This window comes from Brachybacterium sp. EE-P12, assembly GCF_003711805.1.
GTDB lineage: Bacteria > Actinomycetota > Actinomycetes > Actinomycetales > Dermabacteraceae > Brachybacterium.
In genome coordinates this window covers 227159-243356 of sequence record NZ_QXCP01000001.1, presented here as the reverse complement: position 1 = coordinate 243356, position 16198 = coordinate 227159, and the positions used below count along the sequence as shown (strand labels likewise).

Below are 16198 nucleotides of genomic sequence, written 5' to 3'. Positions count from 1 at the left end.
TTCGGTTAGGGCAGGCGGTGCATGTTGCCCCGCGCAGTGACTCCCGACCAGCTTGGCGACGAACGGAACGGCGCATTCCTGGCCCCGGCGGTCCCGGCGGACGTCGCGGCCCCGGCGGCCCCGGCGGACGTCGCGGCCCCGGCGGCCCCGGCAGCCGGCGCGGCCCCGGCGGTCCTGGCGGCCGGCGCGGCCGGCGACCGCAGCCGCCCAGCTGCCGCGCTCAGGAGTCGACGAGCGTGACCTCGAAGGAGTACCGGGACGCCCGGTACACGTGGTACCCGAACTCGACCACGCTGCCGTCGTTCGCGAAGGACTTGCGCTCCATGGTCAGCAGCGCCGCGCCGAGCTCCTCGTCCAGCAGCTCGGCATGCTCCTCGTCGGCGACGGTCGCGCCGATCCGCTCGTGCGCGAGCACGGTGGTGATGCCGCGTTCGCGCAGGCAGGCGTACAGGCCCGAGGCGGCCAGCTCTTCGCGGGAGGGCGCGATCCGCTCCGGGATCGTGTTGCGCATGACCGCGAGCGGCTCCCCGTCGGCGTAGCGCACGCGGATGAGGTCCAGCACCTGCTCCCCCGGGGAGAGCTGCAGGCGGTCCAGCGCCTCCGGGGAGGGCCGGCCGATGCGGTACTCGACGACCTCGGTGCGCGGTGCCTTCCCGGCGGTGCGCAGGTCGTCGTACAGCGACGTCAGCGCGACCTGTCGGTTCACCGGTGCCTGCACCACCTGGGTGCCCACTCCGCGCTTGCGCACGAGCATGCCCTTGTCCACGAGCTCCTGGATGCCCTGTCGCACCGTGGGGCGGGAGAGCTTCAGCCGCTTGGACAGCGCCAGCTCGTTCTCGAGGCGGCTGCCCGGGGGCAGCACGCCGGAGCGGATCGCCTCCTCGATGCCGCCGGCGAGCTGCAGGTACAGCGGGGCGCTCGCCTCGCGGTCGATGACGAGGTCGAGGGTGATCGCGCCGTTCTCCGGCGCGGCGCTCCCGGGTGCACCGCTGCCTGACGCGCCGTTCCCGGCGCCGCCCGACACGCCACCCGTCGGCGCGTCGGCGCCCCCCGCGGCACCCTCCGCTGCGTTCTCGCTGTCCACGTCGTCCTCCTCGAGTTCCGGGCTGTCCCGAAGGATACGGGCCGCCCCGCCGCACCGCCTCAGGCGAGGCGGTCCTGCAGGGTCACGTCGACCGCCCCGTCGGCCGTGAGCGAGCGCTCCGCGGCCTCGCACACGGCGGCCGCGACGTAGCCGTCCCAGGCGGTCGCCGAGCGGGGGGCGATGTTGCTGCCGTCGGCCACCGCGGCGACCCAGGCCTGCACCTCCGCGTCGTAGGCGGCGATGAAGCGGGGCCGGAAGTCCAGCGGCACCCGCCCGCCCCAGCGGGAGCCGGCCTGCTGGGTGGTGACCATCCCGGACTCCTGGCCCACGGTCGCTGCGCCCTTCGAGCCGACGAGCTCGGTGCGGACCTCGTAGCCGGCGTCGGTGCTGACCCACAGCTCGTCGGTGACCACGGTGCCGGAGGCGGTGCGGAACAGGAACAGCAGCGGGTCGTGCAGCCCCTCGGGCGCCTTCTCCGTGCTGCGCGGCATGACGGTCTGCACGGAGACGACCGGCTCCTCGAGGAAGAAGGAGATCGCGTCGATCTCGTGCACGGCCGAGTCGTAGACCATGTGCGTGTCGGTGAAGCCCGGCAGCACCGTGGCGTTGCGGTGCTTGCAGTTCAGCAGCAGCGGGGAGCCGAGCTCGCCGGCCTCGAGCGCGTCCTTCAGCTCGCCGTAGCCCGTGTCGAAGCGGCGCATGAATCCGAGCGAGACGAGCGAGGCGCCGGCCTCGTGCTCGGCGCGGACCACGTCGTAGGCGTCTGTGGGGTTCATCGCCAGCGGCTTCTCGCAGAGCACCGGCTTGCCGGCGTCGATGCAGGCCAGCACCTGCTCGCGGTGGAACTGGCCGGGGCTCGCGATGAGCACGGCGTCGACGTCCTCGGCCGCGACGACCTCTTCCCAGGTGTCGACCACGCGGGAGCCGGGCGCGGTGGCGGCGACCTTCTCGGCGGTCTCGCGCAGGTAGTCGCTGACCACGGCGACACGTGCGCCCTTGATGCGGCGCGAGATGCGCTCGACGTGGTCGGCGCCCATGCGGCCGACGCCGATCACGCCGATTCGCACGTCCTGCGGGGGCGCAGTCTGCGGTCCGGGCTGCACCGGGTCTGCATGCTCTGCGGTCATCGGGCCTCTCCTTCGAGTCGGGGGTCGATCCCGGCGCTCTCCCAGGTGCCGCGCACCCAGGTCTGATCGGGATGGTCGGTGATGTTCCAGGCCCGCACCGGGTCGGGGCCGGCCATGACGTTCAGGTAGTACATGTCGTGGCCGGGCGCGGCGGCGCAGGGGCCGTGCCAGCCGTGCGGGACGAGGACGGTGTCGCCGGTGCGCACCTCGGAGAGCACGTCGATCGGCTTGTCCTCGCCGCTGGAGGTGGTCTGGTGGAAGCCGAAGCCGGGGCCGGACGGGCCGTCCTGGATCTCGTAGTAGTAGATCTCCTCGAGCTCCGACTCCTGGTGATCGCCGTCGTCGACCGTCTCGTCGTGCTTGTGCGCGGGATAGCTGGACCAGTTCCCGCCCGGGGTGATGACCTCGCAGGCGATGAGCGAGTCCATCTGGTCGAAGGCGCCGACGGTGCCGAAGTTGCGCACCTTGCGGGTCATGTTCCCGCCGCCGCGGATCTCGACCGGCACGTCCTCGGCGCGGATCAGCGCGACCGGGTGGCTGCCGGTCGCGACCGCGGTGGCGAGCGCGAAGCGACCGCCGTCCTTCGAGGAGATCGTCAGCTGGGAGCCGACGGGCACGTAGAGCACGTCGGTCGCGGAGGCGAAGACGTCCTCGCGGCCGCGCAGGTGATGGTCCTCGCCGCCGACGGCGACGTCGCACGCGCCGTTCAGCGGCACGACCATCGCCTCGACCCCGTTGGCGGTGACGACCTCGCTGCCGCCCGGGGCGAGGGCGAGGACGCGCAGGCCGGTGTGGACCCATCCCTCGCGCGCGCCGGGGTCGATGATCGTCTCGTAGTTCCCGCGGCCGGTGGAGCCGGCCGGCAGGTGGAGCTGCTCGCTGGTGGTCATGGATGCTCTCCTGTTCTCAGGGATGCCGGGACGGGCGCGGTGCGGGCGCCCGTCAGCCCGCGCTCGTGCTGCGGATCATGTCGACCGAGGCGGAGACCGCCGCGGAGACGTCGTCCCCCGCCGGGTACAGCAGCGTCCGGCCGACGACGAGCCCGCGCACGTTCGGGCGGGCCAGGGCCCTGCCCCACGAGGCGCGGAGGGTCTCGGGGTCGTCGTCCACGGGGTCGCCGCCGAGGATCAGGGTCGGCATGGTGGTCGCGTCCATGACCCGCTCCATGTCCGCCACCGCGGGCAGCTTCAGCCAGGTGTAGGCGCTGGTCGCGCCGAGGCCCTGGGCGATGTGGATGGACTTGATGACCGCTTCCGGGGAGAGGTCGTTGACGACCTTCGTGCCGGGCCCGCCGGGGCGGGAGGACATGAACGGCTCGACCATCGCGATCAGCTCGTGGCGGGCGAGGTCGGTGACGGCCTGCGCGCTCGCCTCGAGGATGAAGGAGGTGCGGTCGTCGTCCAGGTCGATGCGGGTGAGCATCTTCCCGCCGTCGAAGCCGGCCTGCTTGATCGAGGCGGCGTCGTAGGCGGTGAAGCGGTCCTCGATCTCCCAGGAGCCGCCCTGGAGGCCGCCGCGGTTCATCGAGGCGAACACGACCTTGTCCTCGAGAGCGCCCATGACCAGCAGGTCCTCGAGGATGTCGGCGGTGCCGAGCACCCCGTCCACGCCGGGCACGGCGAGCGCCTCGCGCATGCGGTCCAGCAGCTCGGTGCGGGAGGCCATGGCCTGGTCGCGGGAGCCGACGCCGAGGGCGCCGCGCGCGGGGTGGTCGGCGGCGATGATCATCATCGTGCCGTCGGTGTCGGCCACGGTGCGGCGCCGACGGGTCGCGGCCAGGCGCGCGAAGCGACCCGGATCCTCGATCCGCACGCGGGTGACCTCGTCGTAGGTGGAGACGAAGGCGTCGGCGGTGGTCCTGGGGCTCGCCGCGGTGCCGGCGGTGGTGCTGTCGGTCGTGGTGCTGGTCATCGCTGCTCCGCTCCGACGGCGCCGCGACCCCGCAGGGCGCCGAGCATCTCGTCGACGGTCTTGCCGTGGTTGGGGTCGCCGCCCGCGAGGAGCAGGTCGATCTCCTCGGTCGTCGGCATGGCGGTGGAGCACTCCAGGCGGCTGGTGACGATGGCGCCGGCCGCGTTGCAGCGGGTGAGGGTCTCCTCGAGGGACTGCCCGGTGAGCAGGCCGTGGCAGAGCGAGCCGCCGAAGCTGTCGCCGGCGCCGAGGCCGTTGATCACCTGGATCAGGTTCGGGGCGACGACCACGTGCTCGTCGGCCGTCTTGCCGAGCACGCCCCTGGGCCCCTGCTTGACGATCGCGATCTTCACGCCGGCCTCGAGCAGCGCGTCGGCCGCCCGCTCGGGCTCGGTCTCGCCGACGGCGACCTCGCACTCCTCCTTGTTGCCGACGGCGACGGTGGTGTGCTTGAGCGCCTCGCGGTACTGCTCGCGGGCCTCCTCGATCGAGGACCAGAACATGGGCCGGTAGTCGAGGTCGAAGACGGTGTGCCCGGTGCCGGAGCTGCCGGTGCCGCCGCGGGCCTCGAGGGCCGCGAAGTGGGCGGAGCGGCTGGGCTCCTCGGACAGGCCCGTGCCGGAGAACCAGAACAGCGGCACCTCGCGGATCGCGTCGAGGTCGAGGTGCTCGGGGGCGACCTGCAGATCGGGAGCGCTGGGCTGGCGGTAGAAGTACAGCGGGAAGTCGTCCGGCGGGAAGATCTCGCACAGCGTGATCGGGGTGTTCAGCTCCGTGTTCCTCACGACGAAGCGGCCCGAGACGCCGAGGCGCTCCATCTCCTTGACCACGTAGCGGCCGAAGGGGTCGTCCCCCACGCCGGTGATCACGGCCGGGGTGTGCCCGAGCCGTGCGGCGGCGACGGCGACGTTCGTCGGGCTGCCGCCGAGGAACTTCCCGAAGCTGTGGATGTCCTCGAGCCCCTTCTCGATCTCCAAGGGGTAGATGTCCACGCCGCTGCGGCCGAACGTGATGATGTCGAGATCAGATGCCATGGCTGTCCATGCCTCCCTGCGTCAGAACCTGGTGCGGACGTCGCTGGCTGCACTGCTGCGCGACCTTCCGGGTGCTCCCATGATCACATGGGAGACGCTCTTTGTCCATACAAATCTGCTTGCTTGTCGGGCGGAGCCGACGGGGCCGGGTGACGCGGCCGGGCCCGCAGCGCCCGGTGATGCGGCCGGGCCCGCAGCGCCCGACCTCCCATCGAGTGCTGCATCTGGACCGCTAAGGGGCCGCCATAGCGGTCCAGATGCAGCACTCGGTCGCCGCAGGCGCCCGGTTGCGGGACTGCCGGCCGAGTGCAGAAGCTCCGGGCTCAGAGCTCCCCGGTGAGGAACTGCGCACGCCCCTTCCCGAACGACCAGTCCTCGTGGCCGTTCTCCACGACGGAGATGATCAGGTCGTCCTCGCGCACGAGCCCCGCGGCGGAGAGTCGCTCGGCGAGGGCGGCGTAGATCGCCTTCTTCTGCTCCTCTCCCCTGCCCTGCTGGGTGATGTGGATGATGACGACGCCGTCGCTGCGCTCGAGGCCGAGCCCGGTGTCCTCGGCGATGATCGAGCCGACCGGGAGAGTCTCGACGATCTGGTAGCGGTCCCCGGGCGGGGCGGCGAACAGCTCGAGCATGACGTCCTGGACGAGATCGGCCATCTGCCGGGTCTCTTCGGGGGTGCGGACGTCCTGCTGGGTGATGCGGACGAGAGGCATGAGGTGCTCCTTCTATGGGACGGGACTGCGGGCAGAGCAGAGGTGGCGGGACGGGACGAGGCGGGACGGTACGGGACGGCGACGTTGCGGCGGCCCCATCCCATGAGAAGTGCTGGAATGACGCCCGATATCGACACTTCTCATGGGATCGACCACGACCGGGCCGGCGCCGTGATCCACCGGCGCCGGGCCCCGGCGGGGTCAGACCCCGGCGGCCCCGGCGGCGGCGAGCAGGGTGCGGGCGCCGCGCTCGAGGCCCTCGACCTGCCCGAACGCCGCGTCCTCGTGCTCGATGTTGACGCTCAGGTCGGGGTTCACCGCGGCGAGCGCCGCGAGGAATCGGGTCCAGTAGTCGACGTCGTGCCCCTCGCCGAGGGCCACGAAGCGCCAGGCCGGGTCCTCGGGCCAGGTCGAGCACCAGTGGCCGATGCCGGTGGGGGTGCGCTGGGCAGAGTCCTCCGGCACCGGGTCGAAGACGGTGTCGAGCACGCCGCGCACCGCCGCGCCGGGCAGCACCGCGGTGTCCTTGGCATGGACGTGCGTGATGTGCGCGCCGAGCCGCTCGATGCAGTCGATCGGCTCCATCTGCTGCCAGAACAGGTGCGAGGGGTCGAGGTTCACGCCGATGTTCGTCGGCTCCACGCGGTCCAGGAACTGCTCGAAGGTGGGCGGGGAGAAGACGAGGTTGCGGGGGTGCATCTCGAAGGCGAGCTGGACGTCGTGCGCCCGGGCGAGGGCGTCGACCTCCTTCCAGAAGGGCACCGCGACGGACCACTGGTAGTCCAGGATCTCGAGGTCGATGCCGTTCCAGGGGTTCACGATCCAGGCCGGGCAGCGGGCGCCGGGGTCGGTGCCGGGGGTGCCGGACATCGCGACCACGTCACGCACGCCGAGCGTCCCGGCCAGCTCGATGGTGCGTCGCAGGTCGTGGGCGTGCGGGAGGCCCTCGGTGGGCAGCGGCGAGAGCGGGTTGCCGGAGACGGTCAGACCGGTCAGCTCCATGCCCTTGTCGGCGAAGAGGGCGCGCAGCTCGCGCCGCTCCTTCTCGCTGACCAGCAGCGCGTCGACGTGCGCGTGCGGGGAGGGGATGAAGCCGCCGGTGTTGAGCTCGGCGCCCTTCAGGCCCGCGGCGGCGAGCACGTCGAGGGCCTCGGCCAGGGAGCGGTCCTGCAGGCAGGCGGTGTAGGCGCCGTAGGTGAAGGCCATGGCGGGGATCCTTTCGCGTCAGTGGGACGGGGTCAGTCGACCTGGACGGCCGCACCGCCGCGCTCGGCGGACTCCGCGACCGCGCCGAGGATGCGCATCTGGCGGTAGCCGTCGGCGAAGCTCGCGCAGCGCGGCAGGGCGCCGTCCTCGATGCCGGCGACCTGCTGGAGGAAGGCGTGGGCCTGGTAGGTGAACTGCTCGATCTGATTCAGACCCACCCCGCCGAAGGCCATCGAGGAGCCGTTCGCGAAGTAGGGGAACTCGGGGTTCACCAGCACCTGGCGGAGGCCGCCGAGGCCCGCGGGCGAGGAGGCGTCGGCCAGCTGGATCTCGCCGGTGCGGTCCAGGGACCAGGTGGCGGTGCCGCCGGTGCCGAGCACGGCGAGGTTCTTGTAGTTGGGCAGGCCGTGGGCGACGCGCGAGACGGAGAAGGTGCCGGCCGCGCCGGAGGCGAAGCGGGCGGTGAAGGTCGCGACGTCGTCGTTCTCCACCTCCTCCTTGGGGGCGTCGGCCGCGGCGGTGACGCCCCGGCCGCCCGCGACGGCGCCGCTGGCGACCGGGCGCTCGGCGATCGTGCGCACCAGCTGCGCGCCGGAGACCTCGACGACGGGCCCCATGATCAGCTCGGCCGAGTCCACCAGGTGCGAGCCGACGTCGCCGAGCGCGCCGGAGCCCATCGGGCCCCTGTACCGCCAGGCCATCGGCACGTTCGGGTCCGCGCCGTAGTCGCACCAGTAGCGGGCGTCGAGGTGGGAGACCTCGCCGAGGGCACCCTCGCGGGCGAGCTTCGCGAGCATGGCGATGCCGGCGTTGCGGCGGAAGGTGTAGCCGGTGGCGAGCACGAGCTCCGGGTGCTGCGCCTCGAGCTCGGCCATGGCCTTCGCGTCCTCGAGGGTGCCTGCGAGCGGCTTCTCGCACAGCACGTGCTTGCCGGCCGCGGCCATGGCCTCGGCGATCTCGCGGTGCAGGGCATTGCCCACGACGATCGAGACGATGGCGATCGAGTCGTCCTCGGCGACGGCGCGCCAGTCGCCCACGGCGTTCTCGTAGCCGTAGCGCGCGGCGGCGTCCTCGGCGAAGGGGAGGTGGGCGTCGGCGATGGTGGCCAGGCGCACGGGCGGCAGGCCCAGGTCGTAGACGGTGCCGGCCTGGCGCCAGGCGTTGGCGTGGGTGCGGCCGGCCATGCCGGCTCCGATCACGGCGACGGACAGGGGCTTCGTGCTCATGGCGCGGTCCTCTCGGGAGGTGGGGTCGTGCGGGACGGTCGAGGGGTCGGGGTCTGGGGCGGGGTCCAAGGGCCGGGGTCGTCGCATTCAGGACGGACGGTCGGGAACTCGGGCCCCCGAGTGCTGCATCTGGACCGCTGCGGAGCCGCCATAGCGGTCCAGATGCAGCACTCGGTGGGGATCAGCAGGCGGGGCCGTCGGCCCTCAGCGCAGGCGGATGACGCCGCCGGCCTCGCGGAACTCCCACTCGATGCGCTCGAGGGTGAACTTCCGCGTCTCCGGGACGCGCAGGAAGTACCAGATGACGGCGAAGACGTTGATCGCCGCGAACAGGGCGTAGGTGAACACCGGCCCCATCCCGTCGATCAGCACGGGGAAGGTGACGGTGACGATCATGTTGGTGATCCACAGGATCATCACCGCGAAGCCGTTGGCGGCGCCGCGGATCGAGTTCGGGAAGATCTCCGAGAGCATCACCCACATCACCGGGCCGGGTCCGGACTGCATGCCGAGCATGAACAGCACGATCACGACCACCACGAGATAGGGGACGAAGCCGGGGATGTCCTCGGAGACGGCGCCGCTGACGTCGATGTACGGGTTGATGCCGAGCAGGAAGATCGCGGTCATCGCGATGAGGGACAGGGTGAGGATCGCCTGGCCCACCAGCAGCACCTGGCGTCGGCCGAAGCGGCGCAGCGCGAGCAGACCCAGGCCGGAGCCGATCACGGAGGCGACGCCGGTGAAGACGTTGAGGATGATCGAGGCCTGCGAGTCGAAGCCCGCGGCCATCAGCACCTTCGGCGCGTAGTACATCATCGTGTTCACGCCGGTGAGCTGCTGGAGGATCGCGAAGATGCCGCCGAAGACGATGATCGAGCGCAGCCACGGCACCCGGAGCCCGGCGCGGAGGCTGAGCTTCTCCCGCTTCGCGTCGAGGCGTCGGGCCTCCTCCATCTCGGCGACCTCGGTGACCACGTCGTGCCTGCCCTCGATGCGCAGCCGCTTGAGGGAGCCGATGGCCTCGGCGAGCTCGCCGCGACCCACGTGCCAGCGTGCCGACTCCGGCATCAGGCGGATCCCGATCCACAGCGCGATCGCGGGGATCGAGCAGAGCACGAGCATGAAGCGCCAGGCATGGCCGTTGCCCTCGGAGACCGTGACCCCGGCGATCCCGGCGAGCACGTCCCAGGACACGCTCGCGCCGGCCTCGTGGGCGCCCGAGGGGTCGTTCTCGACCACGGCCGTCGGCCCGCCCTGGATCGAGGCTATGATCGCGTTGAAGGCGAAGGCGGCGAGCTGGCCGGTGACGATCATGAGCTGGTCGACCGCGACGAGCATGCCGCGCTGCTCCTTGGGCGCGGACTCGGAGAGGTAGACGGGCACGGTGGTGGAGGCGCCGCCGACGGCCAGGCCCAGCACGAAGCGGGCGATGTACATGACGGTGATGTTCGGGGCGAGGGCGCAGCCGACGGCGCCGACGAAGAAGACGACGGCCAGCAGCAGGATGTTGTGGCGGCGGCCGTAGCTGTCGGACAGGCGCCCGCCGAGCACGGCGCCGACGGCGCAGCCGAACAGGAGGAACCCGCCGATCAACCCCTCCTCGAGGGAGGTCAGGCCCAGCCCGCCCGCCTCGGCGGGCATGTGCATGTAGGGCAGCGCGCCGGAGATGACGCCGGTGTCGTAGCCGAAGAGGAACCCGCCGAGGCAGGCGACGACGGCGAGGAAGCCGATGGACCGCTTCTTCCCGGAGGCGGGGGTCCGTGCGACCAGCGCGCGGATCTTCTCGGTGGACTGCGGCGGGGTGAGGCTCATGTCCCCTCCTTGGAACCTGAGGCCGGCGCCTCGGGGCGTCGGTGCGCGGTGCCGGGGCACCGCCTGCGTTGTGCTGCGTGGTGCGCGTCGCTCCTCCTGCGGTCCGGTCGACGGTGCGGGGCCTGCCCGACCGGTGGTGCTGGTCCGGCGGGCCGACGGCTCGGAGCCGCGGGACCGACGGCCCGGGCCCCGCCCGGCCGGTCATGTCAGGATGGGGGAGCGACAGCGAGTCCTGATTGTCCTGTCTTTTCGACGGGATGATGCTGACGAGTAGGGAAGCTAACACAGGATCCTGGCCCCGGGAAGGGCTGATGTCCCCGCGTTCTCGACACTCCGGCGTGCCGACCTGCGGGAACGCGATTCGATACGATCGACATTCTTGTCTTGACAAAGTGTTGACAGGGTCGGCGTCTCGGGCCATGCTTGTCCTACGAGCTCACCGTCGAGTGCCGCATCGGCCCCGACGGTGACACCGATCCCCCGCCGGCGAGCTCGGCGGGTCCGATTTCCCCGCCCCTGCGCGGCGGGCCAGCATCACGGAGGCAGCATGAGCGAGACCCCTTCGGCCCCCGCCGGCACGACATCGGCCCCTGCCGGCACGATCCGGCTCACCGTCGCCCAGGCCCTGGTGCGCTTCCTCGCCGCCCAGCACAGCGAGCGCGACGGCGTGCGGCAGCGCCTGATCCCCGGTGCCTTCGGCATCTTCGGCCACGGCAACGTCGCGGGCGTGGGCCAGGCGCTCCTGCAGAACGCGCTCGACCCGGCCCCGGCCGAGGGCGGCAGCCCCGCCGAGCCCGCCGTCCCCGCTGAGGCGGAGATGCCCTACTACCAGGCCCGCAACGAGCAGAACATGGTCCACACGGCGGTCGCCTACGCGCGCACGAGGAACCGCCTGCAGGCCATGGCGTGCACTGCCTCTATCGGCCCGGGCTCGACCAACATGGTCACGGGCGCGGCGCTGGCGACCATCGACCGGATCCCGGTGCTGATCCTGCCCAGCGACGTCTTCGCCAACCGCGCCGTGGACCCGGTGCTGCAGCAGCTCGAGGACGAGCGGGCCATGGACGTCACCGTCAACGACGCGTTCCGCCCCGTCAGCCGCTACTTCGACCGCATCTGGCGTCCCGAGCAGCTGATCCCCTCGCTGCTGGCCGCGATGCGCGTGCTCACCGACCCCGCCGAGACCGGCGCCGTGACGATCTGCCTCCCCCAGGACGTGCAGGCCGAGGCGCACGACTGGCCGCTGGAGCTGTTCGCCGAGCGCACCTGGCACGTCGGCCGCCCCGTGCCCGAGCCCGCGGCGCTGGACCGCGCGCTCGAGGTGATCCGCGGCGCGAAGCGCCCCGTCGTCATCGCCGGCGGCGGCGCGGTCTACTCCGAGGCGAGCGAGGCGCTCGCGGCCTTCACCGACGCGACCGGCATCCCGGTGCTCGACACCCAGGCCGGCAAGGGTGCGCTGAGCGCCGACCATCCACTGTGCATCGGCGGCGTCGGCGCGACCGGCAACGACGCGGCGAACACCCTCGCCGCGGAGGCCGACGTGGTGATCGGCGTGGGCACCCGCTACACCGACTTCACCACCGCCTCCCACACCGCCTTCCGCAACCCCGACGTGCGCTTCGTGAACCTCAACGTCAAGGCCTTCGACGCCGCGAAGCACGCCGCGACCATGCTGGTGGCCGACGCCCGCGAGGGCCTCGGCGCGCTGCAGGCCGGGCTCGAGGGCTGGCAGGCCCCGGCCGAGCACGGCGAGCGCGCCCGCGAGCTGCGCGCACAGTGGGAGGAGCTTGTCGAGCCCTGCTTCGCCCCGCACGACCAGGAGCTGCCAGCCCAGACCGAGATCTTCGGGGCGCTGAACGAGCTGATGGGCGACGAGGACATCGTCATCAACGCCGCCGGCTCCATGCCCGGCGACCTGCAGGCGCTGTGGAAGGCCCGCTCCCCGCAGCAGTACCACCTCGAGTACGGCTACTCCTGCATGGGCTACGAGCTGCCCGCATCGCTCGGCGCGAAGATGGCCGCGCCCGATGCGGAGGTCGTCGCGATCATCGGCGACGGCACCTTCCAGATGGCGCCGCAGGAGATCGCCACGATCGTCGCCGAGCGCATCAAGGTCATCCTCGTGATCCTGCAGAACCACGGCTGGTCCTCGATCGGCTCGCTCTCGGAGTCCCACGGCTCCCAGCGCTTCGGCACCAAGTACCGCATGCGCGACGAGAAGAGCGGGATGCTCGACGGCGAGAAGCTGCCCTTCGACATCCCCGCGAACATCCGCTCCTACGGCCTCGAGGTGCAGGAGGTCTCCAGCACCGCCGACTTCCGCGAGGCGTACCGGCGGGCGGAGGCCTCCACCGAGGCGACCGCGATCGTGGTCAACACGAACCTGTACGGCCCGAACCCGCCCGGGATCGGCTGGTGGGACGTGCCGGTCAGCGCCGTCTCCCGCCTCGAGTCCACCCAGCAGGCGCGAGCCCAGTACGAGCAGGACCTCGCCCCGCAGCGCCACTACCTCCGCCCGGCGGACTGATCCGCCCGCGCCCCACCAGCCCCCAGACCCGCAACACCCCGAGGAGAACCCCATGGGATACGACATCAGCCACGTCATCGACGGCCAGGAGGTCGTCGGCACCGGCTCCACCCAGCCGATCATGAACCCCGCCACCGGCGAGGAGGTCGGCACGCTGCAGCTCGGCGACGCCTCCACCGTCGACCGCGCCGTGCAGGTCGCCGTCGCCGCACAGAAGCAGTGGCAGCAGGTCTCCCTCGCCAAGCGCACCCAGATCCTCTACCGCATGCGGGAGCTGGTGATCGCCGCGACCGACGAGATCGCCGAGGTCATCACCCGCGAGCACGGCAAGACCCTGGGCGACGCGAAGGGCGAGATCGCCCGCGGCCTGGAGACCCTCGAGTTCGCCACCTCCATCACCCAGGACCTCAAGGGCGGCTTCTCCCAGAACGTCTCCACCGGCGTGGACGCGCACACCCTGCGCCAGCCGCTGGGCGTCGTCGCCGGGATCACACCGTTCAACTTCCCGGCGATGGTGCCCTTCTGGATGCACCCGATCGCGATCGGGACCGGCAACGCCTTCATCCTCAAGCCCTCCGAGCGCGACCCCTCCGCCTCGAACATCGTCGCCCGCCTCTACCGGGAGGCCGGCCTGCCCGACGGCGTCTTCCAGGTGGTCCACGGCGGCAAGAGCGTCGTCGACGCGCTGTGCACGCACGACGGGATCTCCGGAGTGTCCTTCGTCGGCTCCACCCCGATCGCGAAGCACGTCCACCAGACCGCCTCCGCCGCCGGCAAGCGGGTCCAGGCCCTCGGCGGCGCGAACAACCACGCGGTCGTGATGCCGGATGCGAACATCGAGTTCGCCGCGAGCCAGGTCGCCTCGGGCGCCTTCGGCTCCGCCGGCGAGCGCTGCATGGCCGTCCCGGTCGCCGTGACCGTCGGCGATGCGCACGAGGCGTTCCTCGAGGCGATCAAGGCCGAGGCCGAGAAGCTCGTCGTCGGCCCGGGCGCGAACCCCGAGACCGACATGCCGCCGGTGATCACGCCCGATGCGAAGGCGCGCGTGATCCGCATGACCGACGAGGCCGAGGCCGCCGGGGCCACGATCGTGGTCGACGGCCGGGGGCTCGTGGTCGAGGGACACGAGAACGGCAACTTCGTGGGGCCGACGGTCATCACCGATCTCGCCGCCGACCATCCCACCTACACCGAGGAGGTCTTCGGCCCGGTGCTCGTGGTGATGCACGTGAACAACTTCGACGAGGCCGTGGAGCTCGTGAACTCCTCCCCGTTCGGCAACGGCACCGCGATCTTCACCGACTCCGGCCACTACGCGCGCCGCTTCGAGGACGAGATCCAGGTGGGCATGATCGGCATCAACGTCCCGATCCCGACCCCGGTGGGCTATTACTCCTTCGGCGGCTGGAAGGACTCCCTGTTCGGCGAGCACCACGCCCACGGCCCGGAGGGCGTCGGCTTCTACACCCGCCAGAAGGCCGTCACCACCCGCTGGCCCTCGCAGAACGAGACCGTCGAGTCCTCGATGAGCTTCCCGACGCACGACTGAGCTCGTCGGCCCGCATCGGGCCACCGTTGCGTCGTTCTCAGCCGCTTCCGGGCCGGAGGCGGCTGAGAACGACGCATCCGTCAGACTGACCCCGCTCGCGGACCCGCCCGACTGCCCGTCCGGATCCCGGGTCCCGGCCCCTCGCCACGCCCCTCGTCGAAGGAGACACCATGAACACCGACCGCTCGCGCAACCCCGAGGCGCCGTTCGACAAGCTCACCATCGGCGTGTGCCCGGACCAGTGGGGCGTGTGGTTCCCCGAGGACGAGAAGCAGATCCCCTGGCGCACCGCGCTCGGCGAGATGGCCGAGGCCGGCTTCTCCGTGATGGAGACCGGGCCGTGGGGCTACTTCCCGAAGGACGCGAAGGAGCTGCAGTCCGTCATGGACGAGCACGGCTTCCGCGTCGTGGCCGGCACCGGCTGGGGGATCCTGCACAAGGAGGAGGCCTGGGCGGAGACCGAGCGGACCTTCCGCGCGATCGCCGAGACCCACGCGGCCGTCGGCGCGGAGTACATGGTGCACCTGCCTCCGCTCTACCGCGACGACAAGACCTGGGAGTTCACCGACGAGCGCGAGCTGACCGGGGACGCGTGGCGGCTGTACGTCGAGAACGCGAACCGGCTGGGGAGGCTGCTCAAGGAGGACTACGGCCTCACGATGGTGCTGCACCCCCACGGTGACTCCCACATCGAGACCCCGGAGGAGATCGCCCGCGTGTTCGAGGCGACCGATCCGGAGCTGGTCTCGTTCTGCCTGGACACCGGGCACATCATCTACGGCGGCGGGGACCCGGTGACGATGATCGACGAGTACCCGGAGCGGATCGGGTACGTGCACATCAAGGCCTTCGACCCGGATCTCACCCGCGAGGCGCACGAGAAGGACTGGCCGTTCGGGGAGGCCGTCGCCAAGGGTGCCTCGGTGCGTCCGCCCGCGGGCCTGCCCGACATGAAGGACCTGGTCGCGAAGCTCACCACGCTCGACAAGGAGCTGTACGTGATCTGCGAGCAGGACCTCTACCCCTGCGACCCGGCGCTCCCGCTGCCCAACGCGATCGCCACCCGTGAGTTCCTGGCCGAGTGCGGCCTGGGCGTGAAGTGAGAGGAGACCTCTGATGGTCAAGATCCTGCTGGACCCGTCCATGTACCACCCGCATCTCAGCGTCGCCGGCGAGCTCGCGAAGGCGGCCGAGCTGGGCTACGAGTACCTCGAGCTCTCGCCCCGCGCCGACTTCCACGAGTGGCACCACTACCCCAAGGTCGACCGTCACCAGATCGCCGAGGTCAAGCAGGCGATGAAGGACACCGGGGTGAAGATCTGGACCATGAACCCCGTCTTCGACTGGGCGAGCCCCGACGAGCAGGAGCGCCAGGCGCAGGTGCGCAACTGGAAGCGGCTGCTGGAGATCGCCGACGCGCTCGAGGTGCCGCTGATCGCGACCGAGTTCTCCGGGGACCCGAACCGTCCCCGGCAGAGCGAGGGCCAGTTCTACAAGTCGATGGAGGAGCTGGTGCCCGTCTTCGAGAAGTACGGGCTCGAGTGCACGATCGAGGCGCACCCCTACGACTTCGTCGAGGAGAACGACCGGGCCGTGCAGATCATCCGCGGCGTGGACCGCGACTGGCTGAACTACGAGTTCTGCTTCCCGCACGCGTACCACCTAGGCCAGGGCGCCCGGGATGTTCGCGAGATGATGGACTACGCCGGGGACCGCCTGAAGCACCTGCACATCGCGGACGTCTTCGACCACACCGCGAACGTCGGCAACCGCTACATCATCAACCCGCCCGGGGTCGACGCCCGCATCCACCAGCACAACGAGATCGGCAACGGCGAGATCGACTGGGACGCCGCCTTCGCCTACCTGCGCGAGCGCGAGTACGACGGGCCCGTGTCCGTGTGCGTGTTCGGCTGGGAGGAGGAGGCCGACGCGATCAACGTGCGGATGCGCGAGCGGATCCAGAAGGAGCTCGGCGCCGGCTGAGCCGCGCTCCGCGGACCCCA

General features: G+C 71.3%; 13 protein-coding genes. 4 read left to right on the top strand and 9 right to left on the bottom strand.

Translation table 11 applies throughout. The annotated features are described in order from the left end of the window. Positions 1 to 220: 220 nt before the first annotated feature. The 9 genes from D1648_RS01120 to D1648_RS01080 all read right to left on the bottom strand — a co-directional run bounded on the left by D1648_RS01120 (position 221) and on the right by D1648_RS01080 (position 10116). Complete coding sequence (locus tag D1648_RS01120) at positions 221 to 952, bottom strand: GntR family transcriptional regulator (protein ID WP_122938981.1); 732 nt, start codon at positions 950 to 952, stop codon at positions 221 to 223. Positions 953 to 1143: 191 nt separating this feature from the next. After that, on the bottom strand, positions 1144 to 2211 hold the full coding sequence (locus D1648_RS01115; RefSeq protein ID WP_122938952.1) for a Gfo/Idh/MocA family protein: 1068 nt from the start codon (positions 2209 to 2211) through the stop codon (positions 1144 to 1146). Then, entirely contained in the window at positions 2208 to 3101 is an 894-nt protein-coding gene (iolB, locus tag D1648_RS01110) for a 5-deoxy-glucuronate isomerase (RefSeq protein WP_122938951.1), read from the bottom strand. Before iolB ends, D1648_RS01115 begins: the two co-directional genes overlap by 4 nt. Before the next feature lie 52 nt (positions 3102 to 3153). After that, positions 3154 to 4122 carry a deoxyribose-phosphate aldolase gene (locus D1648_RS01105; RefSeq protein WP_122938950.1) on the bottom strand — a complete coding sequence of 323 codons (969 nt, stop codon included), beginning with the start codon at positions 4120 to 4122 and terminating at the stop codon, positions 3154 to 3156. Continuing rightward, the gene (gene iolC, locus D1648_RS01100; RefSeq protein WP_122938949.1) at positions 4119 to 5156 is read right to left on the bottom strand and encodes a 5-dehydro-2-deoxygluconokinase; all 1038 of its coding nucleotides are present in this window, start codon (positions 5154 to 5156) and stop codon (positions 4119 to 4121) included. Before iolC ends, D1648_RS01105 begins: the two co-directional genes overlap by 4 nt. A 323-nt stretch (positions 5157 to 5479) precedes the next feature. Next, a complete protein-coding gene (locus D1648_RS01095) occupies positions 5480 to 5869 on the bottom strand; it encodes a tautomerase family protein (protein ID WP_122938948.1) in 390 nt (129 codons plus the stop codon). Between the two features lie 201 nt (positions 5870 to 6070). Beyond that, positions 6071 to 7075 carry a sugar phosphate isomerase/epimerase gene (locus tag D1648_RS01090; protein ID WP_122938947.1) on the bottom strand — a complete coding sequence of 335 codons (1005 nt, stop codon included), beginning with the start codon at positions 7073 to 7075 and terminating at the stop codon, positions 6071 to 6073. 32 nt (positions 7076 to 7107) lie between these two features. Beyond that, positions 7108 to 8301: a Gfo/Idh/MocA family protein gene (locus D1648_RS01085; RefSeq protein WP_122938946.1), complete on the bottom strand. Its 1194-nt coding sequence runs from the start codon at positions 8299 to 8301 to the stop codon at positions 7108 to 7110. 204 nt (positions 8302 to 8505) lie between these two features. Beyond that, on the bottom strand, positions 8506 to 10116 hold the full coding sequence (locus tag D1648_RS01080) for an MFS transporter (protein WP_122938945.1): 1611 nt from the start codon (positions 10114 to 10116) through the stop codon (positions 8506 to 8508). A gap of 547 nt (positions 10117 to 10663) precedes the next feature. Here D1648_RS01080 and iolD point away from each other — a divergent pair. From iolD to D1648_RS01060, 4 genes are all read left to right on the top strand, one after another. Beyond that, complete coding sequence (gene iolD, locus D1648_RS01075; RefSeq protein WP_122938944.1) at positions 10664 to 12643, top strand: 3D-(3,5/4)-trihydroxycyclohexane-1,2-dione acylhydrolase (decyclizing); 1980 nt, start codon at positions 10664 to 10666, stop codon at positions 12641 to 12643. 52 nt (positions 12644 to 12695) lie between these two features. Continuing rightward, a complete protein-coding gene (locus tag D1648_RS01070) occupies positions 12696 to 14192 on the top strand; it encodes a CoA-acylating methylmalonate-semialdehyde dehydrogenase (RefSeq protein WP_122938943.1) in 1497 nt (498 codons plus the stop codon). Positions 14193 to 14362: 170 nt separating this feature from the next. Continuing rightward, positions 14363 to 15295 (top strand): TIM barrel protein, encoded by a 933-nt coding sequence (locus D1648_RS01065; protein WP_122938942.1) that lies wholly within the window; start codon positions 14363 to 14365, stop codon positions 15293 to 15295. A gap of 13 nt (positions 15296 to 15308) precedes the next feature. Continuing rightward, positions 15309 to 16178: a sugar phosphate isomerase/epimerase gene (locus tag D1648_RS01060; protein ID WP_122938941.1), complete on the top strand. Its 870-nt coding sequence runs from the start codon at positions 15309 to 15311 to the stop codon at positions 16176 to 16178. Positions 16179 to 16198 lie beyond the last annotated feature (20 nt).